Origin of the sequence: Bradyrhizobium murdochi, from assembly GCF_000472965.1 — a bacterium.
Classification (GTDB): domain Bacteria; phylum Pseudomonadota; class Alphaproteobacteria; order Rhizobiales; family Xanthobacteraceae; genus Bradyrhizobium; species Bradyrhizobium murdochi.
This window is the reverse complement of sequence record NZ_AXAU01000026.1, coordinates 61,239-87,231: the sequence shown is the minus strand read 5'-3', so window position 1 is coordinate 87,231 and position 25,993 is coordinate 61,239. Positions and strand designations below refer to the sequence as shown.

Genomic DNA, 25,993 nt, shown 5'->3' with positions numbered 1-25,993 from the left:
CGCCGCCACACTTACCGCGAGCCCATCGACCGTCTGACCTTCCGTTTCTTGGTTCGACCGGAGCACCGTTTCTTCGTCCCGACCTGCCGTTCCGACGACGTCGCGCGCAGCCGCCCTCAAGGATGGCCGTCGCTCCAGTCCCGCTCAAAACCTCCGCCGCCGCCAGGCCACGCCTTGACGGCGGCGAGCACGGCGTCATGCTCGCACGGCAATCGGACGATCCGATCGCGCACAATCAATCGATCTAATGGTTGCTACAAGGGCCGCGGGAAGGCCAAGTACTACACCCTTACCATGCGCTTGCCGCGGTTCTCGCCGGCGAGCAGGCCGATCAGCGCTTTCGGCGTGTTCTCGATTCCGTCGATCACGTCCTCCTGCACCTTCAATTTGCCGGAAGCGACCCAGGACTGCAGATCGGCCAGCGCCGCAGCGCTCTGGTCCATAAAGTCCATCACGATGAAGCCCTGCATGACGAGGCGCTTCACCACGATCAGGCCGGGCACGCCGCGCGGACCGTGGGCCGATGGCACGCCGTCATATTGCGAAATCGCGCCGCAGCAGGCGATGCGGCCGCGGTTGTTCATCAGCGAAAGGCAGGCTTCGAGAATCTCGCCGCCGACATTGTCGAAATAGACGTCGATGCCCTTCGGCGCGGCTGATCGCAACGCCTTGAAGGTGGCGCCGTCCTTGTAATCGACCGCGGCGTCGAAGCCGAGTTCGGACGTGAGCCACTGACACTTGTCCTTGCCGCCGGCAATGCCGATGACGTTGCAGCCTTTGATCTTGGCGATTTGCCCGACGATCGATCCGACGGAGCCGGCGGCAGCCGACACGACGACGGTCTCACCCTGCTTCGGCTTGCCGACATGCAGGAGACCAAAATAGGCGGTGAGGCCGGCGATGCCATAGACGCTGAGCAAATGCGTCATCGGCTCCATCTTCGGCATCTTGTTCAGATGCTTTGCCGGTACGGCGGCATAATCCTGCCAGCCGGTGTCGCCGAATACGATATCGCCCGGCGCGAGGCTTGAAACCTTCGAGGCGACGACCTCCGCGATGCTACCACCAGCCATCACCGTGTTGGCCTCGACGGCGGCGCGATAGGTGGCACCGTGCATCCACGCACGGTTGGCGGCGTCCAGCGAGATATAGCGCGTCCGCACCAGCACCTCGCCATCCTTCGGTTCGGGCACCGCGCCCTGAACCATCTGGAAATGCTCCAGCCCGAGCTTGCCGGTGGGCTTTTCGACCAGCAGGATCTGACGATTGGCGGTGTCGCTCATGGTGTTCTCTCCCCTCGGTGTCGCATTCTGGCGCTTTCCGGTGCCCTTGGCCGCGGAAAAGCCGCTCGACTGCACGGATTGTGCGCCACGTTCAGAAAAAATCCAAATCCTCCGCGCGGCCGCCCTTCGCGACAGTTCCGTATTCGACCGCCAGGAATAACCCGCCCGCCACATACACTCTGCGGTTTTGTCCCCGAGCCATCTCCTGCGAGAGCCGTACGGCATGCGCGATTGTCGCGGCGACGTGAATGGTTGCTTTGGAATTGCCGAGCCGCGCGGCGGCGGCGATGGCTTGCGGGTCCGCGCCCTTGTGATGCGCCGCCGTGCAGATGATCGTATCGAACGACGGCGCCAGCGCGCCCACGATCTCGTCGGCCCTCTTGTCGCGCGAGGCGCCAGTGACGAGGATCCAATCGTCAGCCCCATGAATCGCCACGAGGCTGGCGAGCGATTGCCGGATGCCGTCGGGCGTGTGGCCGACGTCGATCACCGCGAGAGGGTCTTGCTGGATGACCTCCAGGCGGCCGGGCCAGCGCACGTTGCGCAGGCCGGCGCGTATTGCCGCTTCGATGCGATCGGGAGCCTTGCGCGGATGCTCGTGTTGCAGCCAGAGCAGGAACAAGGTGACGGCGATGGCGGCGTTGTTGAACTGAAACGTACCGGGCAGGCTCACTTCAAGGTGGCGAAAATCATGATAGCCGAACTGGAAATCGAAGTGCTGCCCTGACGCGGATTGGGCCTCGTTGTCGACACTGATTTCATCACGGACGAACAGCGGGGTGCAGGCGCGCCAGCGATTATACTCGACGAGATGTCGCCGCAGCTCGCGGCAGTTTTCACCATACACGATCGTGCCGCCGGCGGCGCAGGCGTCGCTCTTGTCGGACGCGATCAGTTCAAGCGAGTTGCCGAGCAGATCGACATGCTCGAAATCGACTGAGGTGACGCAAGTCTCGCGCGCACCGATCAGGCGCACCGGATCATAGCGGCCGCCGATGCCGGCCTCGAACACCGCGAAATCGCATTGGCTGTCCTGAAAGTACAGGCAGGCAAGTGCGAACAGTGCTTCAAAGGCGCCGAACCTTTCGCCGTGGCGCTTCGAGACGTCGGCGATGGCGGCGTCGACGAGCCGCTTGTGCTGGGCGAAGGCGTCGTCGCCGATTTCGATGCCGTCGACCTGGATCCGCTCGTTGAAGCGAAAGAGATGCGGGGAAGTGAAGAGCCCGGTCCGGAGGCCGTAGGCGCGGCCGATGCAGGCAACCATCGCCGCCGTGCTGCCCTTGCCGTTCGAGCCGGTCACCACGACCGAGACGCGCTGCAGCCACCCGCGATCGATCCTGAGCGCATTCAACAGCTCGGCCATGCGCGCGAGGCAGACGCCGTCGCCATATTTCGGCAGGTCGAACACTACAGCAATCCCATCGTCGAGAAGGTGTGATGCCAGATCTTCAGGATCAGGTCGCCGCGGTCGGAATCCTCCAGTAGCCGGATCGCCGGGTTGGAGTTGACCTCGATGACTTGCATGGAATCCGGTTGGCCACCGATATCTACGAACATGTCGATGGCCGCTACGCGTAGTCCGATCGCGCGCGCCGCCTGCCGCGCCAGCACGATGGCCGCCTCGGACGGTGCATCCGCCAACACCATCGTGCCGCCAGCACTGAGATTCATCCGCCCGGGGATCTCGCGCCGTTCGCCATTTGCCGGCACAGTGTCGAGTGACGGATCGTGATCGGGCAGCGAAGCCGGCGAAAGGCCGCGGGCCCGCAAAGCGTCATTATGGGCCGTCAGCAATTCGCGGAACGTGCGCACGCCATCGCCCGAGATGAACGGCGGGCGTTTTCGCGCGCAGTAGAGTGCGTCATCGTCGAGCAGGAAAACGCGATACTCGGCGCCATCGACGATCGGCTGGATCAGAACGGCGTCATAATATTTCATCACCTCATCGAGATAGCGAACGAGCGCCGCTTCGCTATGAATCGCTTGCGCGAAATCGCCGCGCGCCCCTGTGAGCGGCTTGACGAAGGCCGATCCACCCAATGCCTTGAAGCAGGCAATCGCGTCGCTGCGTTCATGGCCCGCCGGGCGATGCGCGCGGTGGCGGTCGTGCAGGAAGAAATACTCGCCGCCGAGCGCCGGCACGCCGGCGTCTCGGAGAATCCTGCTGGCAAAGAACTTGTCCGACGCCAGCGTCGAAGCCGTCGCATTGTTCTGCGGATACCAGGAGCATCGGCCGGCGCCGAAATGAAGCAGCCTGCCGCGCGCGGCGATGCTGAAGATCAATCCCGAGCCGCCGTCGAGGTCGCGAAATGTCAGCCCGAATTCGGCAGCCGCAAACTCTGCATAGACCGCCTGGTCCGGATAGAAGCCCGGTTTTCCCTTTCGAAACTCTGCTGGGCTTGGCATTCGATCTCTTTTGAAACGTTCTTAATTCGACGTAGTCTTTTATTGCCAGATCGGCGCCGAATTCAGCAAGTTAATTGCGCGAGAAAGCGCTAACGAAGACGATCGAACCTTTTTGCAAATTAGGCCGACAGCCATTCCGAGTTCTCAATTGTGCTGCAGGTCATATTGACTATGTGTCTGCTGTGCGCAAATGAAGCGCCAAATCGCCGATGATTTCGCTGATTTTTGGCACTTTGAGGCCCGAAGACCGAAACGTTCTACACCGAGACGTCAGGAAAAACGAAAACACATGAGCGCGTTCTATAGAGAGAAAGTCCTTTCTGTCCGCCATTGGACCGATACGCTTTTCAGCTTCCGGGCCACCCGCGATTCCGGTTTCCGCTTCCAGAACGGCCAGTTCGCGATGATCGGCCTCGAGGTCGAGGGCCGGCCGCTGCTGCGCGCCTACAGCATGGCGAGCGCCAATCACGAGGAAGAACTCGAGTTCTTCTCGATCAAGGTCGCGGACGGACCGCTGACCTCGAAGCTGCAGAAGATCCGCGAGGGCGACGAGATTCTGGTCGGCCGCAAGGCGACCGGCACGCTGATCACCGACAATCTGATTCCGGGCAAGCGCCTGCTGCTGCTCTCGACCGGAACGGGCCTTGCGCCGTTCGCCAGCCTGATCAAGGACCCTGACGTTTATGAGCGGTTCGAGACCATCGTGCTCGTTCACGGCTGCCGTCAGGTCTCCGAACTTGCTTATGGTGAAGAGCTGGTCGCCAAGCTGCGCGACGACGAGCTGTTCGGGCCGCTGCTGTCGGAGAAGCTCTTGTACTATCCGACCGTGACCCGCGAGCCGTTCCGCAATCGCGGCCGCATCACAGACCTGATCTCATCCGAGCAGTTGTTCAACGACATCCACCAGGCGCCGCTCAATATCGAGACTGACCGCATCATGATGTGCGGCAGCCCGGCCATGCTGGAAGAGCTGAAGCAGATGTTCGAATCCGGCGGCTTCATCGAAGGCAGCGGCAACACGCCCGGCCATTTCGTGATCGAAAAAGCGTTCGTCGAGCGCTGACGCTACTGTCATTCCGGGGCGATGCGCGGAGCATCGAGCTTTGGTGCGCAATTGCGCACCTGAGAATCTCGAGATTCTCCGATGCGCAATTGCGCATCGTAGTTCACGTCTGCGACGCGCCCCGGAATGACAGGCTCCCCATAGCCCGCCCATTTCCTTCACTGCTATAAATCCTCCTGTAACGTCGCGCGGCTCGTGCCGACGCGACGATTGATAGAGTGTGCGTGCCGGTGCGCAACCAGGTTGTGCGGCAAGGACTGCGCCCGTCTCCACGCCATTACGCTGCACTGCAAAAAAGCGGCAGGTTTATTCGGACCGGGAGCATCCCGTTTATTTTTCAAGCCGCCGTCACTTCCTTGAAGGTCGTTCCGTATATCGTGTAGCGCCCGTTCCGGCGATTGGACTAAGCTGCCGTCCGGCAATTTGGGTGAGGGGTTCCATGGAAACGCTGCTGCTTCCGTTCTCGCCACGTTACATCGTGCTGACGATCTGCGCCGTCATCACGGCATTGCTAATCGGCATCGGGATCTTCGACAATAATCTGAAAGTGTGGGAGTTGCTGCTGCTGCCGATCGTGGTCTTCGGCGCGCTTACATTGCTGGGCATTCGCGATCTCCTGCAGAAGAACCACGCGGTGTTGCGCAATTATCCGATCTCGGCGCACATTCGTTTTTTGCTCGAAGAAATTCGTCCGGAGATACGGCAGTACTTCTTCGAGAGCGAGAAGGACGGTAAGCCGTTTTCCCGCGACACCCGAGCTCTGGTGTATCAGCGTGCCAAGATGGAGCTCGACAAGCGGCCGTTCGGCACCCAGGAGGACGTCTATCGCGACGGCTATGAATGGATGCACCATTCGATGTTGCCGAAGGCTCGTGCCGTCGAGCAGTTTCGCGTCACCATCGGTGGTCCGGATTGCACAAAGCCGTACTCGGCCTCGGTCTTCAACATCTCGGCAATGAGTTTTGGGGCGCTCAGCCCCAACGCCGTGCGGGCGCTGAACGCTGGTGCGAAAAAGGGAAGCTTTGCCCATGACACCGGCGAGGGCGGCGTCAGTCCTTACCACCGCGAGCACGGCGGTGACATCATCTGGGAAATCGGCTCGGGCTATTTCGGCTGCCGCAACCGCGACGGCACATTCAACCCCGAAGAATTTGCCCGCGTCTCCAGCGACGATCAGATCAAGATGGTCGAACTCAAGGTCAGCCAAGGAGCCAAGCCCGGACATGGCGGGGTCCTTCCGGCGGCCAAGGTCTCTGAAGAGATCTCCAAAATTCGCGGTATCCCCATGGGCGAGGATTGCATTTCGCCGGCCACGCACCGCGCGTTCTCGACGCCGCTGGAAATGATGGTTTTCATCGGCGAGATGCGGCGACTATCCGGCGGCAAGCCGGCCGGGTTCAAGCTGTGCGTCGGTCATCCCTGGGAATTCCTGGCGATCTGCAAGGCGATGCTGCAAACCGGGATATATCCTGATTTCATCGTGGTGGACGGCAATGAAGGCGGCACCGGTGCTGCGCCGCTGGAATTCATGGACCATTTGGGCATGCCGATGCGGGAGGGCGTCAATTTCGTCCATAATGCACTGATCGGCATCAATGCGCGTGACCGCGTCAAGCTCGGTGCCGCCGGCAAGATCGCGACCGCATTCGACATGGCGCGTGCGATGGCGATCGGCGCCGACTGGTGCAATTCTGCGCGCGGGTTCATGTTCGCGCTCGGCTGCATCCAGTCGCTGAGCTGCCATACCGATCGATGCCCGACTGGCGTGAGCACCCAGGATCCGCTCCGCGCCCGCGCGCTGGTGGTGCCGCACAAAATTGAGCGGGTCTACAACTATCATCACGCCACCCTGCACGCCCTGTCCGAGCTTATCGCCGCGGCCGGCCTCGACCATCCGCGGCAGTTACGGCCGATCCACTTCTCGCAGCGATCCTCCACGAATGACACGTTGTCATTCGCGCAACTCTATCCACAGCTACGTCCGGGCGAGTTGATCGAAGGCACCCAGGATCCGCGCTTCCGCGATGCATGGGCAATGGCGCGCGCAGATTCGTTCCAGGCGGCGGGATAAAATCGCAACGGCTTCCCCGCAGCCGCCCGAACGTCCCGCAAGAGCTGCATCTATGGCGGCAGGGCGCATCTGCGACGGCGCGGCCGGGAGAATTTGCCGATTCAAAGGCGGATGCCGAATTTGGCGAGCATCCAGGCGGTGAGGAAGTAAAGAGCAATCGTCACCGCGCAGCCGGTGGCGAGGCTGGGCCAGAAGCCTACGCCCGCCCTGAGCAGCGCCGGCAATATCAGGAACAGCGGTAGCGACGGCAGCACGTACCAGAACGTCGATTCCGCCACACCGGCAATGCGCTCCGCATCGCCGGTATCATGCCAGAGCCACAGGAAGCTCAACAGCGAAAGCAGCGGCAGCGACAGGACGAGCGCAGCGAATGCCGGGCTGCGCTTGGCGATTTCCGATACCGCCGCGATGATAATGCCGGATAGGGCGCATTTGATCACGAAGTAGAGCATGGGGTGCCTCAAGGGGCACTAGAACTCTCCGTGCAGCCTGCCGGAGAACATCCATCAACTCCAGTCGCCCTATGATTCCCGGGTTCCTCCGGTCAGCGCCGTACCGGGGGTTATTCCGCCATTTGCGACCCGACCCTTATTGGACCCGACGTATTGCAAGTAATTTGCAACAGCAAGAATCGGGCGAGCTGTTTTGATGGCACCGTTACGTGACATGACTGCAGCATCGGCCGGTGTGCCGGCTTTCAAAAAAGGTGACCCGCCCGGGGGACAACCGGGCGGGTCGGGTGCGGCACGGGGGTGGATGAGGCGCCCGTGCCGGACGCTGATCCACGAGAAGCGCTTTCAGGGTCTGAAGTGGTTTGCTTGCAAGGAATCGCTTCTCAAACAGCAACCAAGTCAGCCGCAGAAATTAGTAAGCGCAGGTCCGGACGCGGCCGATGTAATTGCCGAAAGCGTCGAACTGGCGAACCCAGCCGCAGCGGCGATAGCCGTCATAGTAGTAGTGGGGACCCGAAGCTGCGATGGCAGTTCCGACGATGGCTGCGCCAACGAGGCCGGCGCCGACACCCCAGTGCAGCGGCTTGGCCTGAGCCTGGGTGGAAGCCATGCCGCCGGTAACGGCAAGGGTAGCGAGAGCGAGAGCGGCGAACTTGGTCTTGATCGACATGGAAGTCTCCATCCTTAAGTTAAGCGGCCATTGTGGTCCGCATGCCCAGTTGGACGGAGCGCGTTGAAAGGCGGTTCGAGGCGGCGGCCGGAAATATGGTTTCGTCGTTTATTTCTTCGATATTTCAGATGGTTAGGAGAATAAATCGCGATTTTATGCTTTACGAAGAAACAATTCCGGATCGAATTTGTCGACATCATCGAGCAGTTCGCAGAACGCCCGCGCGCCGTGATCGAGCAGTTGTTCGCCCTTCTCCGCAGTGGCTTTGGTGGCGTCGCCGACTGCGCCGCTTTCGTTAAGGTCCTGCGCCTGCCACGCGAAAGGGACCGGCCGATGCGCCGAGAGCCAACGAAATTCTTTCTCCATCGCGATGCTGGCAGGGCGAAAATCGGCGATCGCCTCGCTCCGCACCGTGTGCGGATAGCGCGCCAGCATGATGGAGGTCTCGAACGCGCCGCCGTGAATGCCGTGACGCAGCTCTTCGGCCGAAAACAATCCGTCCGGCGCGCCGAAGCGCGACCAACTGGTCGTCACCACGAGCAGCCCGTGATGTGCGCGCAGATCCTGCGCTACCAGCGACATCGCCGCGCTGTTGCCGCCATGGCTCGTCACGATCACGAGCTTGCGGATGCCGGCTTGCGCAACGCGCTCGCCGATCGCCGTCCACTCCTTCAATGCGGCCTCGGTCGGCAGCGTCAGCGTGCCCGGAAAATCGATGTGCTCGGTGGAAATGCCGACCGGCTGCAGCGGCAGAAAAGTGACGGGCAGCGCGACCGGCAACAGCTCGCGCACCCGCGCGAGATAGGCCTCGCCGATCAGGACATCGGTTTCCAGCGGCAGATGCGGGCCGTGCTGTTCGGTGGCTGCCAATGGCAGCACCGCGATCCAGCGCGCGGCGTCGGCCTTAGCGCCATTCTTGGCAATGTCGGACCAGTGGATGTCGGTCCAGTCGCGGGGCGGAACGGTTGAGGCCATCGAGCGAAGCGTTTCTTTGGATGAATTTGCAGGGTAGTTTGTTAGATAGTCCGGGAATGGTCCGATCCCTGGACAAAACCTCTTGGGACGTTGTCCTTAGCCTCTCATCATGGGCCAGAATGATCGACGGAGTCCAACCATGAACCCGGCCTTTTTGCTGCGAGCGTTAACCGTAGGCCTTCTGGCGCTGACCGCAGGACCGATACCTGTGCGCGCCGAAACCCTCGACAAGGTGTCGTTCGGAACCAACTGGGTCGCGGAGGCCGAGCATGGCGGCTTCTTCCAGGCGGTTGCCGACGGCACCTACAAGAAATACGGGCTCGATGTCACCATCGTTCCCGGCGGGCCCAACACCAATAACCGCATTCTGCTGACCGCCGGCAAGCTCGACTTCTTCATGAGCGCGAACACGCTGCAATCGTTCGATGCGGTCGCCAATAACGTGCCGCTGATTGCGGTCGCCGCGATCTTCCAGAAGGATCCGCAGGTGTTCCTCACCCATCCGGAAACCAAAATTGCAAAACTCGAAGATCTCAAGCCGCTGACGCTGCTGGTGTCCAAGGAAGGTGTCGCGAGCTACTTCCAGTGGCTGAAGTCCGAATATGGGTTTAGCGAGAGCAAGGTAAAGCCCTACACCTTCAATCCGCAGCCTTTCATCGTGAACAAGCAGAGCGCCATGCAGGGTTACGTTACCTCCGAGCCCTTCGCCGTCGAGAAGGCGGCCGGCTTCAAGCCCGGGGTGATCCTGCTGGCCGATCACGGCTTCAATGCCTACTCGACGCTGATCGAGACCCGCCGCGAGATCGTCGACAAGAAGCCGGACCTCGTGCAGCGCTTTGTCGATGCCTCCGTCATCGGCTGGTACAACTATCTCTACGGCGACAATTCCGCCGGCAACGCGATGATCAAGAAGATCAACCCTGAAATGACCGACGAGCTGCTCAGCTATTCCGTCGCCAAGATGAAGGAATACGGCATCGTCGATTCCGGCGATACGTTGCGCGACGGCATCGGCGCCATGAACGACGCGCGCGTGGCGAGCTTCTTCGACAAGATGGTGCGGGCCGGCGTGGTTCGCCGCGATATCGACTACCGCCAGGCCTACACGCTTCGCTTCATCAACAAGGGCGTAGGTGTTGATCTGCGACCGAAGAACTGACGCGAGATGGCCGGGCCCGCTTTGTCGGAGATGGATAGCGATGCGGCGGGCCTTGCAGTGCGCCTGCGCGCGGTAAGCAAGACCTATGACAGCGGCGTGACCGCGCTGGGGCCGCTCGATCTCGATGTCGCAAAGGGCGACTTCGTCTCGCTGCTCGGGCCTTCCGGCTGCGGAAAATCCACCGCGCTGCGGCTGATCGCGGGGCTCGGTGCGCCGAGTGCGGGCACGGTGAGCGTTCCCCATCGCACCAACAAGGCGGATGGGCGGCATCCCATCGGTTTTGTGTTTCAGGAGCCCACGCTGATGCCGTGGGCGAGCGTGCGCGACAATGTTTGCCTGCCGCTGAAGCTTGCGCATGCGGCGCCGGCCGAAGCCGACCGGCGTATCGAGGAGGCGCTGGCGCAGGTTGGTCTTGCCGAATTCGCCCGTGCATACCCCCGCGAACTGTCGGGCGGCATGAAGATGCGGGTCTCATTGGCGCGTGCGCTGGTCACCGATCCGGATATCCTCCTGCTGGACGAGCCGTTCGCAGCGCTCGACGAGATCACGCGCTTTCGGCTCAACAACGACCTGCTGGCGCTGTGGCGCAAGCTGCACAAGACCGTCATTTTCGTCACCCACTCGGTATTCGAGTCGGTCTATCTGTCGCAGCGGGTGATCGTGATGACGGCGCGGCCGGGGCGCGTCCGTGCCGAGTTTCGCATCGCGACGACGGAGCCGCGCGGGGAGGAGTTTCGCACCTCGGCCGACTATGCCGGCTATTGCCGCGACGTCTCGAACGCACTGGCGCCTTCCTATTCCGGACAGCGGAGCGCATGAGTTCCCTGCAGAACATCGGCCGCATGCTGCTTCCCGTTGTCGTGCTCGGAGCGGGCTTGGCGTTGTGGGAATTCGTCGTCCGCGTCAACGATATCCAGCCCTACGTGCTGCCGAGCCCGACAACGGTGTTTCAGACGCTCGTCAGCGACTGGCCGGTGCTGTCGGAATCGCTGGGCGTCACCTTGCTCACCACGCTGCAAGGTTTCATCGCCGCAGCCGTCGGCGGCGTCGCGCTGGCGCTAGTGTTCAACCAATCGAAATGGCTGGAATATTCGCTGTTTCCCTATGCGGTGATCCTGCAGGTCACGCCGGTGATCGCAATTGCGCCGTTATTGCTGATCTATCTGCCGCAGCAGACCGCGGTCATTGTCTGCGCCTGGATCGTCGGTTTCTTTCCGGTTCTGTCCAACACCACGCTCGGGCTGAATTCGGTGGACCGCAACCTGGCCGGACTATTTCAACTCTACGGCGCGTCACGGCTTCAGACGTTGCGGTACCTGAAATTGCCGGCGGCGCTGCCTTATATTCTCGGTGGCTTGCGGATCGCGGGCGGCCTGTCGCTGATCGGCGCCGTGGTCGCCGAAATCGCCGCGGGCACGGCAGGCGCCGGCTCCGGCCTTGCCTTCCGGATCGCCGAGTCCGGTTATCGCCTCAACATTCCCCGAATGTTCGCGGCGTTGCTGTTGCTGTCGGTGGCCGGGATTGTCATCTATGGGCTGCTGGCGCTAATTTCGCATCTGGTATTACGGCGCTGGCATGAGAGCGCGCTTGGAAAGGAAAATTGATGGCTGCCGCGAATGTTTCGTCCGAGAAGATCGATCTGTTGATCTACGGACCTGTCAGGCCGATCCTGGAAAACGGCTTTCCGGATCAGTACGTCCTGCATATGGCGGAGAGCCGCGCCGACCTCGAGCGCTTGACATCAGATACGGTCGCAAAAATCCGCGGCATGGCGGTGACCTATCACATGGTGCCGGCGGACGCGAAGGCGCTGTCGCAATTCCCGAATCTTGAAATCATCGCGAGCTTCGGCGTCGGCTACGACCACGTCGACTCGGCCTATGCGCGCGAGCACAATATCGTCGTCACCAACACGCCCGACGTGCTGACGGAAGAAGTCGCCGACGTCGCGATGGGGCTTCTGATCGCGACCTTGCGCGAATTCGTCAAGGCCGACCGCTATCTGCGCGCCGGCCAGTGGCAGACCCAGAACTATCCCTTGAGCGCCGGTTCGCTGCGCGACCGCAAGATCGGCATCGTCGGCATGGGTCGCATCGGCCAGGCGATCGGCCGCCGGCTCGAGGCCTCGCGTGTGCCGGTTTGCTATCATTCGCGCAATCCGTCGTCGGCCGTGTCCTACAAGCACTATCCCGATCTCCTGGAGATGGCGAAGGACGTGGACACGCTGGTCGTGATCGTGCCGGGCGGCGCCTCCACCGCCAAGATGATCAATGCCGATGTGCTCAAGGCGCTCGGCCCCCGCGGCGTTTTGATCAACGTCGCGCGCGGCTCCGTCGTCGACGAGCCGGCGCTGGTCGCGGCGCTGAAATCCGGCACCATCCTCGCCGCTGGGCTCGACGTCTTTGCCAACGAGCCGAACGTGCCGGACGAGTTGATGTCCATGCAAAATGTCGTGCTGTTGCCACATATCGGCTCAGCTTCGGTGGTAACGCGGAATGCCATGGATCAACTGGTCGTCGATAACCTGAAAAACTGGTTTGCCGGCAAGGCGCCGCTGACGCCCGTTCCGGAAACCCCAGTGAAGGGACGCTAATGGTGCTTGGGCGTTCGGGCATTACGGCAGCAGCGCTGACAGTGCTGCTCGCGCTTGCGCCGCAGGTGGCGGCGCAGGATGCCGCTGCCCTGAAGAAGGAAATGATCGGGCAGTGGGAACTCGCCACCACCGAGCGCAGCAAGACTTGCGTCATCACGATGAAGGGTGATGCGACGCCGCAAGGGCTCAAGCTCGAGCTTGAGCCCGGTTGCGCCAAGGCGTTGCCGTTCACCAAGGACATCACGGCCTGGAATATCAAGGGGCTGGACATCGTGCGGCTGCAGGATGCGGCAGGCCAGCCGGTAATCGACTTCACCGAGGTCGAGAGCGGCATCTTCGAAGGCTTGCGGACCGGCGAGGGCGTCTACATCCTGCAGAACCTCGCGGCCGCCCGCTCGCTCGCCAAGTCGATGGACCAGATGATCGGCGACTGGTCGATGGTTCGCGGCAATGGGCAGACGATCTGCGGCCTGACGCTGACCAACACCGAGGCGACCGGGGATAATTTCCAGGTGTTCCTGAAGCCGAGATGCGATCCGGCGGTTGCGGCCTTCGCGCCGAACCAGTGGCGGCTGGAGCGTGGACAGATGATCCTGATGTCGGCCAAAGGCGAGACCTGGCAGTTCGAGGCCGACGACAATGCGCAGTGGCGGCGGGTGCCCGATACCGCCGACCCCCTGATCATGCTGCGCGGGCAGTAGCGTCCAATTGAATTAGGGGCGTACTCGTAAGGGCGATGTCGGCTTCTGACGGTCAAGCCGAAAGCTTCTGATCGGTTACAGCGTTACTGCTCGTGTGAAGGGTTTCGGATGCCGGCCGCTTGAGGGACGGCGCCGCGTGCTCGGCGGCCGGCGTCCGAAAGCCTCCAAAGTCGGCCACCGGCACCTGCTGGTCTCCGGAACTTTGGGATGATTCCGGGAGTTCTAAGTGGGGCGGTGTTGCGCGATTTCGCTTTCGGCTCAACACACACATCTGCCGTCTGTCGTCGCAACGGCCGCATCGCAGGAGGCTTTCATGAGTATCAAGCGAATCCTGGTTCCACTTCCCGGCTCAGCCAGTCACACCGGTCAAATTGAAACGGCCCTGTCTGCCGCGAAGGCGTTGGGGGCTCACGTCCAGGCTCTGTTCATCAGTGAGCCGCCGGACACGCGTAGCGGTGTCACGCGTGGCGGCTTAAGTGTCACCGAAATGGGACGAACGGTGACCGTCGCATCGATAAACTGGCACGCCGAAGAACGGGAGCGAACTGCGCGGGAAGCGCGTGAGGTTTTCGCGCAGGCCTGCGCGGTAGCCGGCATCCCGATGCTATCGGCGAATGACGAGCCCGGCAGCCCGCTCGCAGCATCCTGGCGCGAAGCTGAGGGATCGTATGTGGAAATCGCGGCGCAACGGGCCGCTGCCTTCGACCTAATGGTCGCCGCAAGCGCCACCGTTATGGAATCGCTCAGGGCCATTGCCGAGCAATCGCTGCTGCAGACCCGTCGCCCCGTGCTGCTGGCGCCGGCTCGCCCGCAGAGTGATCTGACCGACAGCGTGATGATCGCCTGGGACGAGAGCCCGGAATGCTGGCACGCGGTCTCGGCTTCCATACCGTTCATGCAACTCGCCAAATCAGTGCAGGTCATAAGCGTTGATCGGGACGCCAGCAATCGCCAAGCCTCGCAGGCGGAGGTGCTTGCCTATTTGCGTTGTCATGGCATCGGCGCGACCGCGCAGGTGGTTGCACCGGAATTGCGCTCGGTGGGCGATACGCTCCTCGCGGCGGGGGCAGAGCATGAAGCCGGCCTGCTGATCATGGGCGCCTATTCCCATAGCCGCCTGCGCGAGATGTTTCTGGGCGGGGCCACGCGCCACATCCTTAAGAACGCTTCGGCGCGCCCCGTTCTCTTGGCGCATTAGCCCTCGTCAGAGCGCAATCCCAGCTCAGGTTGCCGCCGACGCCAACGCTATAGCCTCACTCGCCGACGGCGGGTTGGGGGGCCGTGCGATTGACGCACCGACGCTGCCAAACGCATCACCCTCCTCCCCAGCGAATTGGGTCTCCCGAGTTCGGCATTTATGGCAGATCGTGGTCGGGTCGATTTGATCGGATGTCGGTTTGTGGCCTCCTTTGAGACATGCCCCGCCCACCCTGAGAATGTGCGTTCACCGGGATAGACCGGAAGTCGCCGTGGTCCGGCCAAAGGCGACGCGAATGACCCAACGCAGACATATTCTGAGTGCGACAGTGTCGCGGTAACGTGGCTTGCTATCGATCGCCAGGTTGCCAGGGGCAAGGGAGTCGTCTGCCGTTAGTTCGCGATCTCTCCACGTATGCTCAGCACCATTCCTAACACGGAAGCGGGACAATGGGGCGCCGCAGGAGTGCTATTTTCCCTCCAGCGAAGCGCCTTTGAATTCAGCATCGGCTTTGTCGGAGGCGACGACGAAGCTTTCCCGGAACGGCGCAAGGGCAGGTTGCGGCGCGGGCAATTCCTGGCAGTACATGCGATCGATCGTACGCTGCATCAGTCCATAGCAGTCGCATGCCACGCTCTCGAGCCGCGCCCGGTCGACCTCGACGAAGCCGCGCCGGTCGGACGGGATGGCACCCGCCGCGCGAAGATTGCTCATCGTCAGCGTCACCGTCGTCCGCCGCACCCCGAGCAATTGGGCAAGCGCCTCCTGCGTCAGCGGAAGCACGTCGTCGGGGACGCGGTCGTGGAGCTGCAATAGCCACCGCGCCATGCGGCCATCCACCCGATGCAGCGCGTTGCAGGCGGCCACGTGCTGGAGCTGCAACAACAGCGAGCGGGCGTGGACCTGCACGACATGCCTGATGGCCGCGCTTCGCGCATAGGCGACCCGGAATTTTGCGGCGGAAATCAGCGATGCGGTGCCGGCCACGCGAGCAATCGCGGTGACGGAGGAACGCGCGGGGCCCAGCACGGAGAGCGAGGCCAAGGCGCCTTCCCGCCCCATCAACGTGGTCGCGACCGTATCCCCGTCCGGCATATCGACCATGAAGACGATCGCGCCGCTGTGGGGAAAATAAATCTGGTCGAGCTCATTGCCCGACCGCACTAACACGGCGTCGGGTTCGAACGAGACTCTCTGGAAGTGGGGCGTGAGCAAGCCCAAATCCGCCGGCGGCAACGCCGCCAGAAGCCGATTTCCAATGCTCACTGGGCGCCCGATCACGGTGCCTCTCTGTGAACGAGCAACCAGTGTATCAAGGTGTTTGAGGTCGCATCCATGAATGTCATTTCGACCTAACGCAACGCGCGGCGATGGCCCGGCAGCACGGAACCAGCTCACACACCGTCGCCTGACTCACCCAACGAGATGTGCCCATCATCCGGAACATCCGGAATGCGAGATCGGCGCCGCTTTCATCGAAATGATTGCCTCGACATCGAGACGAATGGTGCGGTGGCAATCGCACGCCGCCGCAGCGAGCCGCGTTCGGTCGACCTCAATATGGCCGCGTCGCTCTGATCTGATCGCTCCGAACGCGCGCAGATTGCGCATCAGGAGGTTCACGGTCGTCCGCCGCACGCCGAGGATCTGCGACAGCGCCTCCTGGGTGAGTGGGAGGACGTCGAGGTCGATGCGGTCGCGAAGATGGAGCAGCCAGCGTGCCATGCGGGCTTCGACCGGATGCAGCGCATTGCAGGCCGCGCTGAGCTGAAACTGTGTCAGCATCGCGCTGACGTGGATCTGGATCGCGTGCCGGATCGCGGGGCTGCGATTGAAAGCGGCGTGAAATCGGGAAGCGCGGATCCGCGAGGCGGTCCCCGCCGCACGAACGATGGCGGTTATGGCCGAAGGTGAAGGCCCCAGCACCGAGAGGCTGCCGACTGTCCCTTCGCGCCCGACTATCGCGGTGGCAACCGACTGCCCGTTCGCGTCGATCATCAGCGAGATGGCACCGCTATGAGGGAAGAAGAGATGCTCGATCGGGTCACCGGCTCGCGAGAGGACCTCGTCCTGGTCGAGCGCGACCATCTCCAGCCCGGGCGCCAGCAGATCAATATCCGCGGGCAGCAATGTTGCAAGAAGGCAGTTACCAATTCCGACGGTGCGTGTCACCGCAGGTAACCCGCCGTGAGGCATCCGCCGCCTTCTGCATTCCGAGCAGCGTGGAACGGCGGCTTCAAACTTTGTTTTGATATGCCTACGCTGCGCGCTCCGAGATCCAATTCAGCTGCGGAAGCTCTCAATCTCAAAACAAAACTCCAACACTCGCCACCGCGAGGCGAATTTTTGCCTCGCATCATTTGGGGTTTAAATGTGAGGACATGCTGCTCGCCACAATTGCAAAATACGTATAGGTAATACCATAGGGAGTTCCAATTTCCGGGCCGCGGCAAACGCAGCCGGCACCGCCATCGAGGACGGACGATGCGCGGCATTTCCCGCGCATCGACGTCCGCCTTTGCGCCCAACTCGAACCTCTGGTGAGTTCTGCGGCCGCACCGCTATCAGGGTTACAGCAGACATCCGCGTGCCAATCCGCCGCGGGATCTATGAGTACGCGTCCTAGCGTCCGCCCAGGGCCGATATCCCCCGGCGCAACCGGATAGGCCGGCCGATCCGCGGGAAGCAGGGCAAAATTAATTCAGCGGCCCTGTCGATCCAGCGTCCTCCCGTTCGTCGTCTCCCATAGCGAGACAGTTTCGTGGCGATTGCCGCCGCAGCTCGCCTCAACGGGAGTTTTTCGATGCGCTTCATGTCTATCGTTACCTCACCCCAGCCAGATAAAGCCCCGACGCCCGCCCTGATGGAGGCAATGGGCAAGCTCGCCGAGCGCGAGATCAAGGCTGGCCGCATGATCGATATGGGCGGCCTGATGCCGATTGCCATGGCCGGCGCGCAGGTCAGGATCACCAATGGCAAGCTCAGCGTAACCGACGGGCCGTTTGTGGAAAGCAAGGAGCTGATCGGCGGCTACGCAATCTTCGAATTCCGCGACATGGAGGAGGCGGTGGCAGCCGCCAGGGAATTCATGCAATTGCACCTCGAGCACATGCCGGGCTGGGAAGGCACCTGCGAAGTTCGCGTGATGGCAACGCCGGGCGCCGACGGCGCCTGCGAGGCCGGCATCAGCGCCCACGCCTGATGCGGACGTTCATCAGACGTAATCGGCGGCGATGACGGCCGCTGACATCGATCGCACCATCCTGGCGGTCTGGCGCATCGAGCAGCCGCGCCTGCTCACCGGCCTGTCCAGGATGCTGCGCGACGTGCCCCTCGCCGAAGATCTGACGCAGGAAGCGCTGGTGGCGGCGCTCGAGCATTGGCCTGAGACCGGCGTGCCCGAAAAGCCCGGCGCATGGTTGATGGCGACCGCCAAGCGCCGTGCGCTGGATGATTTGCGCCGGCGCAGCATGCTCGCCCGCAAGCACGAGATGCTGATACGCGACCTCGAGCAGGAACAGCAGACGATGCCGGACCCGGACGCCGCACTCGACGACGATATTGGTGACGAGCTGCTGCGACTGATCTTCACCGCCTGCCATCCGAGGCTGTCGCGCGAGGCGCGCGCGGCGCTGGCGCTCCGGATGATCTGCGGTCTGACTACGGAAGAGATCGCGCGCGCCTTCTTGCAGCCGGAGGCGACCATCGCCCAGCGCATCGTGCGGGCGAAGCGGACGCTGTCCGAATCCGGCCTAACCTACGAAACGCCACGCGGCGAGCAGCTTTCGGAACGGCTCGCCTCGGTGCTGGAGGTCGTCTATCTCATCTTCAACGAAGGCTATACGGCCGCCCGCGGCGACGAATGGCTGCGACCGCAGCTCTGCAACGACGCGCTGCGCATGGGCCGCGTGCTGACGCTGGTCGCGCCGCACGAAGCCGAAGCCCACGGCCTGCTCGCGCTGATGGAGCTGAATGCTTCGCGCATCGCGGCGCGTACCGATGCATCTGGCGATCCGATTCTCCTGATGGACCAGAACCGCGCGCTGTGGGACCGGCTTCAGATCCGTCGGGGGTTGCTGGCGCTGGCGCGAGCTTACGAACTCGGCGGCGGGCGCGGCTTCTATGCACTGCAGGCTGAGATCGTCGCCTGTCACGCCAGAGCCGCTACACCTGGTGAAACCGAGTGGCCGCGAATCGCCGAGCTCTACGGTAAACTGGGCGCGCTGGTGCGCTCGCCGATCATCGAGCTCAACCGCGCCGTGGCGATCGGTATGGCCGAAGGGCCGGCGGCTGCGCTTGCGATCGTGGACGGATTGGCGGGCGAGCCTGCACTGAAGACCTATCACCTCTTGCCAAGCGTCCGCGGCGATCTGCTTCGCAAGCTCGGCCGCGTTGCAGAAGCCCGCGCTGCCTTCGAGCTCGCGTCAACGCTTGCGACCAACAAGCGCGAACGCGAATTGTTGCGGCGGCGGGCCACTGAGACGAGCAGTGGCGCGCCGAAGCCGTTCTGACTTCAGATGAAGCGGAACTGCGACCGCTCGCGTTTGGCGAGTTTCGGAATCGCCTGCCCGAGAATGATATTCTTGAAGTGGTCGGTCTGCTGATGCTCGGCGAAGGCCGCCTCGCCTGCGAATACCTCGTAAAAGAAGAATTCACGTGGCTTGGCGATGTTCTGGTGAATCTGGAATGACTTCACGCCGGGCTCACGCTGTGCCTGCGGCAGAAAATCCTTGAGAAGCTCCGCGACGGTGGCTTCCTCGCCCGAATTGACTTCCCAGAATGCGGTGACGACCAGGTTCTGGTTTGCGTTGTTGGCGGTAGCCATAACGTTCTCCTGTGACATTCAGCGCGCGCTCGTTGGAGCGGCGATGCGGACCACAATGGCTGATCTTGCGACAAGAATGTTTCGGTGAATGTCGAATGATGATGTCAATGTCGAAGCCGGAACCTGTTTGACGAGACGCGCGTTTTCCCGGAGATAATTTTGCCTGGAGCAGCCGCATGGCCAAAAAGACCGTGCTCGCCATCGGCATCGAGCCTTCCTTCGTCGACTTCAGCGCCTTCCCGGGGCTCACGGCCGAACTGATGACGAGCTATGTTGGAGCTCAGATCGAGCAGCTTCGCGCGATGGGCTATGAGGCCGATAGCTGCCTAATCGATCTCGGCGATACCGCCGAGGCCGTCGCCGCCGCGGCGCTGGGCGCAAAGCATTATGATTGCGTGGTGATCGGGGCCGGGCTGCGCGAGCCGCGAGAGCGGCTGCACTTGTTCGAGCGGATCATCAATCTGGTTCACCTCGCCGCGCCGCAAACCCGCATCTGCTTTAACACCACACCGGCCGACACCGCCGAGGCGGTGCAACGATGGGTCGCGCCGTGAGCGCGCTTGCGCTCAAGTGGTGCGGAAGGCGCCGAGCAGGCTGCCGATGATCTTTTGCCCGCGGGCACGGAGCCTTTTCGGATTCTCTGCCCCGGGCAGCAGCAGCGCCACTTCGCAGATCATCGCATCGACCATGCGGCTCAGGAGCTCGATATCCTCGAAATCGAGCTCGCCCTGGCGCTTTAGCGCGGCAAGCGTCGCGGTGAGCAGCGCCATCGGATGGGCTTCCTCGATCTCCCGGTAGCGCGCATTACCGAGCACCGCCGGCGCTTCCTGGATGACGATGCGCGCATAGGCCGGTTCGAGGCAGGCGTCGAGATAGGCTTCGATGCCCTCGGTCAGGCGGTCCCATATCTTGCGTTCCATCTTCGCTCGCGCTTCGATCCTGGCCGCGGCCTCGATCTGCAGCGCGACGACCACCGCATCGAACAGCGCCTTCTTGTCCTCGAAATGGTGGTAGAAGGCGCCCCGCGTCACGCGCGCCGCGCGCGAGATCGCCTCGATTCCCGCCGCCTGGTAGCCCTCGCTCGCAAAAATGTCCCGGCCGGCCGCCAGCAGCGCCTGCCTCGTGGCTTCCGTGTATTCCTCGCGGCGGGTTCGTTCGCGTCCAGCTTCCTGCATGCCCCGGCATACCACTTGACGCTCATGATCCTATCAACATATAACATACATACGATATGTGAAAAACATGCGGTATGAATTTAGCGTAAAAGTGAGCCCGCGGGAGCTATGGGAGGAAGGGTCATGAACAGCGATCGAATGTTCGAATTGGTGCAGGCCCTGGCGGAGGCAAAGAGCCGTCAGGACGTGCCGGCGGCGTTAAAGGTTCTCCACGACGACATGGTGCTGGAAAACCCGGCCTTCGGAACCACCGCCCGGGGTCTTGCCGAGAACGAGAAGGTGCTGAGCCGGTTCTTCGCTTCGTTCCCGGATTACAATGTCGTCCTGCAGGGCCGCGCCGCCAATGACGATACGCTGGTCTGCTGGGGCCGCGTGCAGATGACACTGACCGGCGATCGCTTCGGCGTGGTACCGAACGGCAGGCGCGCAGACCTCCCGGTATTCATCCAGTTTGCGTTCAAGGACGACCGGATCGTCCACGAGCGATTCTTCTTCGACCTTGCCGAACTCTGCGCGCAGTCCGGCGTCTCGACCGACGCGGTACGCCGCAGGATATTTGGCGATGCCGGGGTCCGGCAGCTCGCCGCTGAATGACTTCCTCCCGCCAACCAGGACCCAGATGATGACAGTAGATCCACGCGTCAAACCGGTCGCCGCGATCAGGACGGCGCCATTGTTCGACATCGTCGTCGATCTCAATCCGAAACTGAACATCGGCGATGGTCCGCTCGGCCGCCGCATCCTGTTCGGTGCGGCCGGCGGCACCTTCGAAGGCCCAAAGCTGCGCGGCGAGGTGGTGCCCGGTGGCGGCGATTGGGCGTTGTTCCGCAGCGATGGCGCGATGTCGCTCGACGTCCGCCTGACGCTCCGGACGCATGACGGCGCGCTGGTGCACATGACCTATGGCGGCCGCTGGATCACGCCGCCCGAATTGCGTTCAGAAATGGCTGATCCCGCGAAACGATATCAGGTTGACCCTTCGCGCTATTACTTCCGCACCAACCCCCTGTTCGAAACCGGGGCGGAACAATATGCCTGGATGAACGACATCGTCTGCGTCGGGTCGGGATATTTGGTCGAGGGCGGCATCGCCTATCATGTTTCCCAGATCGTCTGACGCATGTGCATTCACGCGGCCGGAAGCGACCCGCGCTGGCGGATGATCGTCCAGATCCAGGCCACAGCGGCGAGCGCCACGGCTGCATAAAGAGCCCAGGCTTGTGCCTCTCCCATCGTCCGCAGCGTTATGCCGCTCAGCAGGCACCAGAGCACGGGGATCGGCAGCAGCCATGGCACAAGCCCGCCGCGGGCGAGGAGCAGAACGCCGAGCGTCGCGATCGCTGTCGGATCAGGCGCGATGCCAAAGACTTCGGACGAGGCCCAGCCGCGTCCCTGCAACGGCGCGAGCAACGGTTGTCCGGCAATCCCGAAGGCAAGGAGGAGATATCCTGTCCACGCGACTGGCCCGCGGCGGTCGAACGCAAGGCCATCGCGCAAAAATAAGATGAGGAGCAGCCCACCTTCAACGGCGAAAGCCGGCGCAACATAGACGGCAGCCCAATTGATGGCCGCGTAGCGATTCCACAGGAAGGACCACCCGACGAAGATCCAGAGGGTTGCCAGGATGAGTGCGATCCAACGTGCAAAGACTCGCGGTCGCCACGCGATCAGCAGGATGATGAGCAGGCCGGCGGCAAGCGTCACGACGTGCAGAGGCCAGAGCGCCGCATTGTACGTTTCGAGCATGCGCCAGTAGACGCGCGGCGAAAACAGCAGGAAATCCTCCGCGCGATAGGTCCACCACTCCGACATCAAAGGGCCTGCACGTGGGCCGAGATGCGCTGCCGCGTGGCGAGGTCCGGCATCGGTCCGGCGGCGGCCGAGAGGTTTTCCCGCACGTGGTCGACGCGCGTGGTCGCCGGAATTGCGACGGTGACGGCCGGGTGAGACAGGATGAACTTCAGCATGAGCTGCGCCCAGCTCGACACCCCGAGTTCGGCCGCCCACTCTGGCAGCGGCTTATTCTTGAGGCGGTTGGTCAGCTCGCCCTGCCGGAACGGCCGGTTCACAATCACCGCAATCCCGCGCTCTGCCGCCAGCGGCAGCAGTCGTGCCTCGGCGTCGCGATCCACGACATTGTAGGAGAACTGCACGAAATCGATCGGCTCGTTTCGCATGATCTGTTCGACAAGATCATGACGGCGGCCTTCGGACGTGGTGATTCCAACGTAACGCACGGTACCGGCGGCTTTCATCTGGAGGAGCGTCTGCAGATGCGCCTTCCAGGCGAGGAGATTATGAACCTGAACGAGATCGAACTTCGGCACGCCCCAGAAGCGACGCGATTGCTCGATCTGGGCCGGGCCTGCCGTCGCCGAGGACGTCCAGACCTTTTCGGCCGAGAATAGCGCAGGCGGCCGTCCGAGTTTTCGAAGGCCGTAGCCGACCACCGGCTGCGACGACCCATACATGGGGGAGGAATCGATCATGCGGCCGCCAGCCTCGAAGAAGGCGGCCATGACACCAGCGCATTCGTCCCTGAGCCCCGGATCGTTGCCGACGTTGAAGGTGATCCAGGTACCCAGTCCGACGATCGGCATCTCCTCGCGGCTCGAGGGAATAGGGCGGCGTGCGGGCTGGCCTTGCTGGGCATGCAGCGCGCCCGGCAAGTGCGCAGCCGCAGCCGTTGCCAAGGAGGCCTGCAGGAACGTTCGGCGTGTCGTCCGCATCCGAGGCTCCATCATGGCGGCGGGCTGACCCAATATGCAGTCGCGTGCCGTCCTCAGCTAAACAGCATTAGATGAGCTTCCGTCCCCTCAAACTTGCGTGACTGTTCCCGCCGACGATGATGTGGTCGTGCACGGAGATGCCGAGTGGGGCAGCGATAGGTATCGTATGTCGCGCGACAAGGCGCTTCGCATAAACAGCGCCTCCGGCGCGACGGATCCGCACGAGCAAAGGGCCGCCCCATTTGAGGCGGCCCTTTGTGTGCTTTGGCCGTTCCATCGCGCTATGGTCGCCGGATCAATCGTACAGCATCCTGGTTCGCAGCTCGCTACGGGCCAATCTGTCGATTTCCGCAAGCGCCAGCGCGCCCCTCAGTTCCTCGAGCCAGTCCAGAAATTTGTCGACCAGGTGCTCCGGGCTCATCGAAAGAGCCGCGCCTCTCATCCGCTCTGCTAGCTGATTCATCGTCGATCCCCTCTCAATCGAGAATGAGCTACCCCCTCTCATCCGATGAACCACTCTCTCACGCGTTCGCCAAAGCGCGAAGCGGAGAGTTAATAAATGGTAAATGCAGGCAGGCTCGAAGCATTGTCGCCGAGCCGTACGCCAGGAAGGATAATCGTGCGTCCCGCGGGGGCTCGTGACCTTGCGGCAGCCTACGAAGAACGTGCGCTCTGTGGCCCGCAGGCGTGCTGGCTGCTGTTTACAGGGATCGCAGCCTGGGATCGAACTCGTCGCGTAGCGCATCGCCGAACAGGCTGAAACCGAACACCGCGAGACTGATGGCGATGCCCGGGAAGATGGCTATCCAGGGGGCGCTCTCGGCGTATTCCTCGGCGCCCCCCTGAAGCATCAGGCCCCATGCCGGCGTCGGCTCCTGCACTCCGAGACCGAGATAGGAAAGCGATGCTTCGAGCAAGATTGCCTGACCCACGAAGGCAGTGATCATGATGAGAAACGGCGCCATTACATTCGGAATCATGTGCCGCAGAATGATGCGGCTGTGGCTGAAGCCGTTGGCGCGGGCGGCGTCGATATAGGGGAGCTCGCGGATCGCCAGCGCGCTTGAACGCACGACGCGGGCGCAGCGCGGAATGAACGGGATGGTGATGGCGATGATCACGTTCTGCGCCCCCGTCCCGAAGATTGCGATGACGGCGAGCGCCAGGATGATCAGCGGGAACGCCATGAAGACGTCGAGGATGCGCTGGAAGATCAGATCGATCTTGCCGCCGAAATAGGCGCTCGCGACACCGAGCACGAGACCGAAGGTGGCGCCGACGAATGACGACGCAAATCCAACGAGCAGGGCGGTACGCGACCCATAGACGATGCGCGAGAACACGTCGCGTCCGTATTGATCCGTGCCGAGCCAGTTCTCGAAACTCGGCGGCTCGTGCATACGGTCGAAGGCGTTGGCAACCGGGTTGTACGGGGCGATGAAATCTGCAAGCGCCGCAACCACCACCATGACGATAATGACTACGGCGCCGGCGGCGCCGAGCGGGTTTCGGCGTGCGAACCGGCCGATGGCCGCAAGCCTGCTTCGCCGCTTGCGCTCTTCCGTCAGTTCGACTCTGGTGTCGAGGTCGGTCGCGACAGTCATGCAGAACCTCTGATTCCAGCGATCATTTGTACCGGATCCGCGGGTCGAGCCACGCGTAGATGATGTCCACCACAAAGTTGGTGAGGACGAATATCGTCACCACCAGCATGACCAGCGCCTGGGTCATCGTGTAGTCTTGATTGGTCACGGACGCGACAAACAGCTTGCCGAGCCCGTTGAGGTTGAACACCTGCTCGGTGACCACCAGGCCGCCCATCAGGAACGCGAATTCAATGCCGATGATGGTGACCACGGGCAGCAGCGCGTTTCCGAGCGCGTGCCGCCGGATGATGAGCTTCTGGACAAGTCCCTTGGCGCGCGCCGTGCGGACATAATCCTCGCGCAGCACTTCGAGCAGCGCCGAACGCGTCATGCGCGTCGCAACGGCGGAATAGCGGTAGCCGGTGGCGAGCGCCGGGAAGATGGTCATGCTCAGGTTGTAAAGGGGGTCGACCCAGATCGGCACGTACTTGATCGGCGGCATCCACGGGCTTCCGAACACCGACTTCGTGGTGATCAGCAGGCCGAGGATGATCAGCACGCCGAGCCAGAACGAGGGCATTGCGATTCCGGCGATGCTGAAGCCGCGCACCACGTAATCGATCCAGGTGTTCTGCTTGACCGCGGAGATCGTTCCGAGCGGGATCGCGAGCATGATGGCGGTGATCGTCGCCATGATCGCGATCTGTAGCGAGAGTTCGAAGCGGAGCCCGACCTCTTCCGTGATCGGACGTCCGGTCCACATCGACTTGCCGAAGTCGAACCGGACGAAGTCCCAGATGAAGGTCAGGAACTGCACGGCGTAGGAACGATCAAGACCGAGCTCGGCGCGGCAGAGAGCGATCGCCTTGGGATCGACGTATCCGGCTCCGCCTGTCATGCGCAGCACACAGACGTCCCCCGGCACCAGCCGCAGCAGCAGGAAGACAAGCAGCGCGGCGCCGAGCAGCGTCGGGATCATCAACAGGAGTCGCTTTAGGACGTACTGGTACATGATCGTTCCTGCACCACTCTTGCCCGCCCCCGCGGCCGTTTCCCGTTTACTGCCTTGCTATGGCAGGGGGCGCGGAAACGACCGCCGTCGGGCGC

General features: G+C 62.5%; 28 protein-coding genes and 1 pseudogene. 13 read left to right on the top strand and 16 right to left on the bottom strand.

Annotated elements, in window-relative coordinates:
- Window positions 1-281: 281 nt before the first annotated feature.
- The 3 genes from YUO_RS0132785 to YUO_RS0132775 all read right to left on the bottom strand — a co-directional run bounded on the left by YUO_RS0132785 (window position 282) and on the right by YUO_RS0132775 (window position 3,689).
- The gene (locus YUO_RS0132785) at window positions 282-1,283 is read right to left on the bottom strand and encodes an NADP-dependent oxidoreductase (protein ID WP_028351032.1); all 1,002 of its coding nucleotides are present in this window, start codon (window positions 1,281-1,283) and stop codon (window positions 282-284) included.
- Window positions 1,284-1,374: 91 nt separating this feature from the next.
- On the bottom strand, window positions 1,375-2,691 hold the full coding sequence (locus tag YUO_RS0132780) for a bifunctional folylpolyglutamate synthase/dihydrofolate synthase (protein WP_028351031.1): 1,317 nt from the start codon (window positions 2,689-2,691) through the stop codon (window positions 1,375-1,377).
- Complete coding sequence (locus tag YUO_RS0132775) at window positions 2,691-3,689, bottom strand: hypothetical protein (protein WP_028351030.1); 999 nt, start codon at window positions 3,687-3,689, stop codon at window positions 2,691-2,693. Before YUO_RS0132775 ends, YUO_RS0132780 begins: the two co-directional genes overlap by 1 nt.
- A gap of 289 nt (window positions 3,690-3,978) precedes the next feature.
- On the opposite strand from YUO_RS0132775, the gene YUO_RS0132770 reads away from it, so the two are divergent.
- Both YUO_RS0132770 and YUO_RS0132765 read left to right on the top strand, forming a co-directional pair.
- Window positions 3,979-4,752 (top strand): ferredoxin--NADP reductase, encoded by a 774-nt coding sequence (locus tag YUO_RS0132770; protein ID WP_028351029.1) that lies wholly within the window; start codon window positions 3,979-3,981, stop codon window positions 4,750-4,752.
- Between the two features lie 439 nt (window positions 4,753-5,191).
- Window positions 5,192-6,823: an FMN-binding glutamate synthase family protein gene (locus YUO_RS0132765; protein WP_028351028.1), complete on the top strand. Its 1,632-nt coding sequence runs from the start codon at window positions 5,192-5,194 to the stop codon at window positions 6,821-6,823.
- 101 nt (window positions 6,824-6,924) lie between these two features.
- On the opposite strand, the gene YUO_RS0132760 is transcribed toward YUO_RS0132765, so the two are convergent.
- The 3 genes from YUO_RS0132760 to YUO_RS0132750 all read right to left on the bottom strand — a co-directional run bounded on the left by YUO_RS0132760 (window position 6,925) and on the right by YUO_RS0132750 (window position 8,920).
- A complete protein-coding gene (locus tag YUO_RS0132760) occupies window positions 6,925-7,275 on the bottom strand; it encodes a DUF3147 family protein (protein ID WP_028351027.1) in 351 nt (116 codons plus the stop codon).
- 412 nt (window positions 7,276-7,687) lie between these two features.
- Window positions 7,688-7,945, bottom strand: coding sequence for a hypothetical protein (locus YUO_RS0132755; protein WP_028351026.1), 258 nt, complete (start codon window positions 7,943-7,945; stop codon window positions 7,688-7,690).
- 153 nt (window positions 7,946-8,098) lie between these two features.
- Window positions 8,099-8,920, bottom strand: a complete 822-nt coding sequence (locus YUO_RS0132750) for a creatininase family protein (protein ID WP_028351025.1) — start codon at window positions 8,918-8,920, stop codon at window positions 8,099-8,101.
- A 139-nt stretch (window positions 8,921-9,059) separates the two neighbouring features.
- On the opposite strand from YUO_RS0132750, the gene YUO_RS0132745 reads away from it, so the two are divergent.
- From YUO_RS0132745 to YUO_RS42435, 6 genes are all read left to right on the top strand, one after another.
- Window positions 9,060-10,079: an ABC transporter substrate-binding protein gene (locus YUO_RS0132745; RefSeq protein WP_028351024.1), complete on the top strand. Its 1,020-nt coding sequence runs from the start codon at window positions 9,060-9,062 to the stop codon at window positions 10,077-10,079.
- Window positions 10,080-10,085: 6 nt separating this feature from the next.
- Window positions 10,086-10,898, top strand: coding sequence for an ABC transporter ATP-binding protein (locus YUO_RS0132740; protein WP_028351023.1), 813 nt, complete (start codon window positions 10,086-10,088; stop codon window positions 10,896-10,898).
- Entirely contained in the window at window positions 10,895-11,683 is a 789-nt protein-coding gene (locus tag YUO_RS0132735; protein WP_028351022.1) for an ABC transporter permease, read from the top strand. Before YUO_RS0132740 ends, YUO_RS0132735 begins: the two co-directional genes overlap by 4 nt.
- A complete protein-coding gene (locus YUO_RS0132730) occupies window positions 11,683-12,672 on the top strand; it encodes a 2-hydroxyacid dehydrogenase (protein ID WP_028351021.1) in 990 nt (329 codons plus the stop codon). The genes YUO_RS0132735 and YUO_RS0132730 overlap by 1 nt, the downstream gene beginning before the upstream one ends.
- Window positions 12,672-13,373, top strand: a complete 702-nt coding sequence (locus YUO_RS0132725) for an AprI/Inh family metalloprotease inhibitor (protein ID WP_028351020.1) — start codon at window positions 12,672-12,674, stop codon at window positions 13,371-13,373. The genes YUO_RS0132730 and YUO_RS0132725 overlap by 1 nt, the downstream gene beginning before the upstream one ends.
- A 313-nt stretch (window positions 13,374-13,686) precedes the next feature.
- The gene (locus YUO_RS42435; protein ID WP_156908864.1) at window positions 13,687-14,571 is read left to right on the top strand and encodes a universal stress protein; all 885 of its coding nucleotides are present in this window, start codon (window positions 13,687-13,689) and stop codon (window positions 14,569-14,571) included.
- Window positions 14,572-15,039: 468 nt separating this feature from the next.
- On the opposite strand, the gene YUO_RS42430 is transcribed toward YUO_RS42435, so the two are convergent.
- Window positions 15,040-15,792: a Crp/Fnr family transcriptional regulator gene (locus YUO_RS42430; protein WP_430649577.1), complete on the bottom strand. Its 753-nt coding sequence runs from the start codon at window positions 15,790-15,792 to the stop codon at window positions 15,040-15,042.
- Between the two features lie 213 nt (window positions 15,793-16,005).
- On the bottom strand, window positions 16,006-16,743 hold the full coding sequence (locus YUO_RS0132710; RefSeq protein WP_028351019.1) for a Crp/Fnr family transcriptional regulator: 738 nt from the start codon (window positions 16,741-16,743) through the stop codon (window positions 16,006-16,008).
- 631 nt (window positions 16,744-17,374) lie between these two features.
- On the opposite strand from YUO_RS0132710, the gene YUO_RS0132705 reads away from it, so the two are divergent.
- Together YUO_RS0132705 and YUO_RS0132700 are read left to right on the top strand one after the other, a co-directional pair.
- Window positions 17,375-17,773, top strand: coding sequence for a YciI family protein (locus tag YUO_RS0132705; RefSeq protein ID WP_028351018.1), 399 nt, complete (start codon window positions 17,375-17,377; stop codon window positions 17,771-17,773).
- A gap of 31 nt (window positions 17,774-17,804) precedes the next feature.
- Window positions 17,805-19,082 (top strand): RNA polymerase sigma factor, encoded by a 1,278-nt coding sequence (locus YUO_RS0132700; RefSeq protein ID WP_028351017.1) that lies wholly within the window; start codon window positions 17,805-17,807, stop codon window positions 19,080-19,082.
- A gap of 2 nt (window positions 19,083-19,084) precedes the next feature.
- On the opposite strand, the gene YUO_RS0132695 is transcribed toward YUO_RS0132700, so the two are convergent.
- Complete coding sequence (locus YUO_RS0132695) at window positions 19,085-19,396, bottom strand: putative quinol monooxygenase (protein ID WP_028351016.1); 312 nt, start codon at window positions 19,394-19,396, stop codon at window positions 19,085-19,087.
- Window positions 19,397-19,572: 176 nt separating this feature from the next.
- Between YUO_RS0132695 and YUO_RS0132690 the strand changes: the two genes are divergently transcribed.
- Window positions 19,573-19,950 (top strand): hypothetical protein, encoded by a 378-nt coding sequence (locus YUO_RS0132690; RefSeq protein WP_028351015.1) that lies wholly within the window; start codon window positions 19,573-19,575, stop codon window positions 19,948-19,950.
- Window positions 19,951-19,962: 12 nt separating this feature from the next.
- Here YUO_RS0132690 and YUO_RS0132685 read toward each other — a convergent pair whose 3' ends face one another.
- Complete coding sequence (locus YUO_RS0132685; protein ID WP_028351014.1) at window positions 19,963-20,571, bottom strand: TetR/AcrR family transcriptional regulator; 609 nt, start codon at window positions 20,569-20,571, stop codon at window positions 19,963-19,965.
- A 123-nt stretch (window positions 20,572-20,694) separates the two neighbouring features.
- Between YUO_RS0132685 and YUO_RS0132680 the strand changes: the two genes are divergently transcribed.
- Together YUO_RS0132680 and YUO_RS0132675 are read left to right on the top strand one after the other, a co-directional pair.
- Entirely contained in the window at window positions 20,695-21,165 is a 471-nt protein-coding gene (locus YUO_RS0132680) for an ester cyclase (protein ID WP_028351013.1), read from the top strand.
- A gap of 28 nt (window positions 21,166-21,193) precedes the next feature.
- On the top strand, window positions 21,194-21,688 hold the full coding sequence (locus tag YUO_RS0132675) for a DUF3237 domain-containing protein (RefSeq protein WP_051379754.1): 495 nt from the start codon (window positions 21,194-21,196) through the stop codon (window positions 21,686-21,688).
- Window positions 21,689-21,699: 11 nt separating this feature from the next.
- On the opposite strand, the gene YUO_RS0132670 is transcribed toward YUO_RS0132675, so the two are convergent.
- The 6 genes and pseudogenes from YUO_RS0132670 to YUO_RS0132645 form a co-directional block, all read right to left on the bottom strand.
- Complete coding sequence (locus YUO_RS0132670; RefSeq protein WP_028351011.1) at window positions 21,700-22,383, bottom strand: DUF6064 family protein; 684 nt, start codon at window positions 22,381-22,383, stop codon at window positions 21,700-21,702.
- On the bottom strand, window positions 22,383-23,300 hold the full coding sequence (locus YUO_RS0132665; protein ID WP_028351010.1) for an aldo/keto reductase: 918 nt from the start codon (window positions 23,298-23,300) through the stop codon (window positions 22,383-22,385). The genes YUO_RS0132670 and YUO_RS0132665 overlap by 1 nt, the downstream gene beginning before the upstream one ends.
- Before the next feature lie 67 nt (window positions 23,301-23,367).
- Window positions 23,368-23,463, bottom strand: a pseudogene (locus YUO_RS48750) (JAB domain-containing protein); the annotation flags it as partial.
- A gap of 132 nt (window positions 23,464-23,595) precedes the next feature.
- Window positions 23,596-23,763, bottom strand: a complete 168-nt coding sequence (locus tag YUO_RS46700; protein ID WP_156908863.1) for a hypothetical protein — start codon at window positions 23,761-23,763, stop codon at window positions 23,596-23,598.
- Between the two features lie 238 nt (window positions 23,764-24,001).
- Complete coding sequence (locus YUO_RS0132650; RefSeq protein WP_028351008.1) at window positions 24,002-24,904, bottom strand: ABC transporter permease; 903 nt, start codon at window positions 24,902-24,904, stop codon at window positions 24,002-24,004.
- Between the two features lie 22 nt (window positions 24,905-24,926).
- A complete protein-coding gene (locus YUO_RS0132645) occupies window positions 24,927-25,898 on the bottom strand; it encodes an ABC transporter permease (protein ID WP_028351007.1) in 972 nt (323 codons plus the stop codon).
- Between the last annotated feature and the right edge of the window lie 95 nt (window positions 25,899-25,993).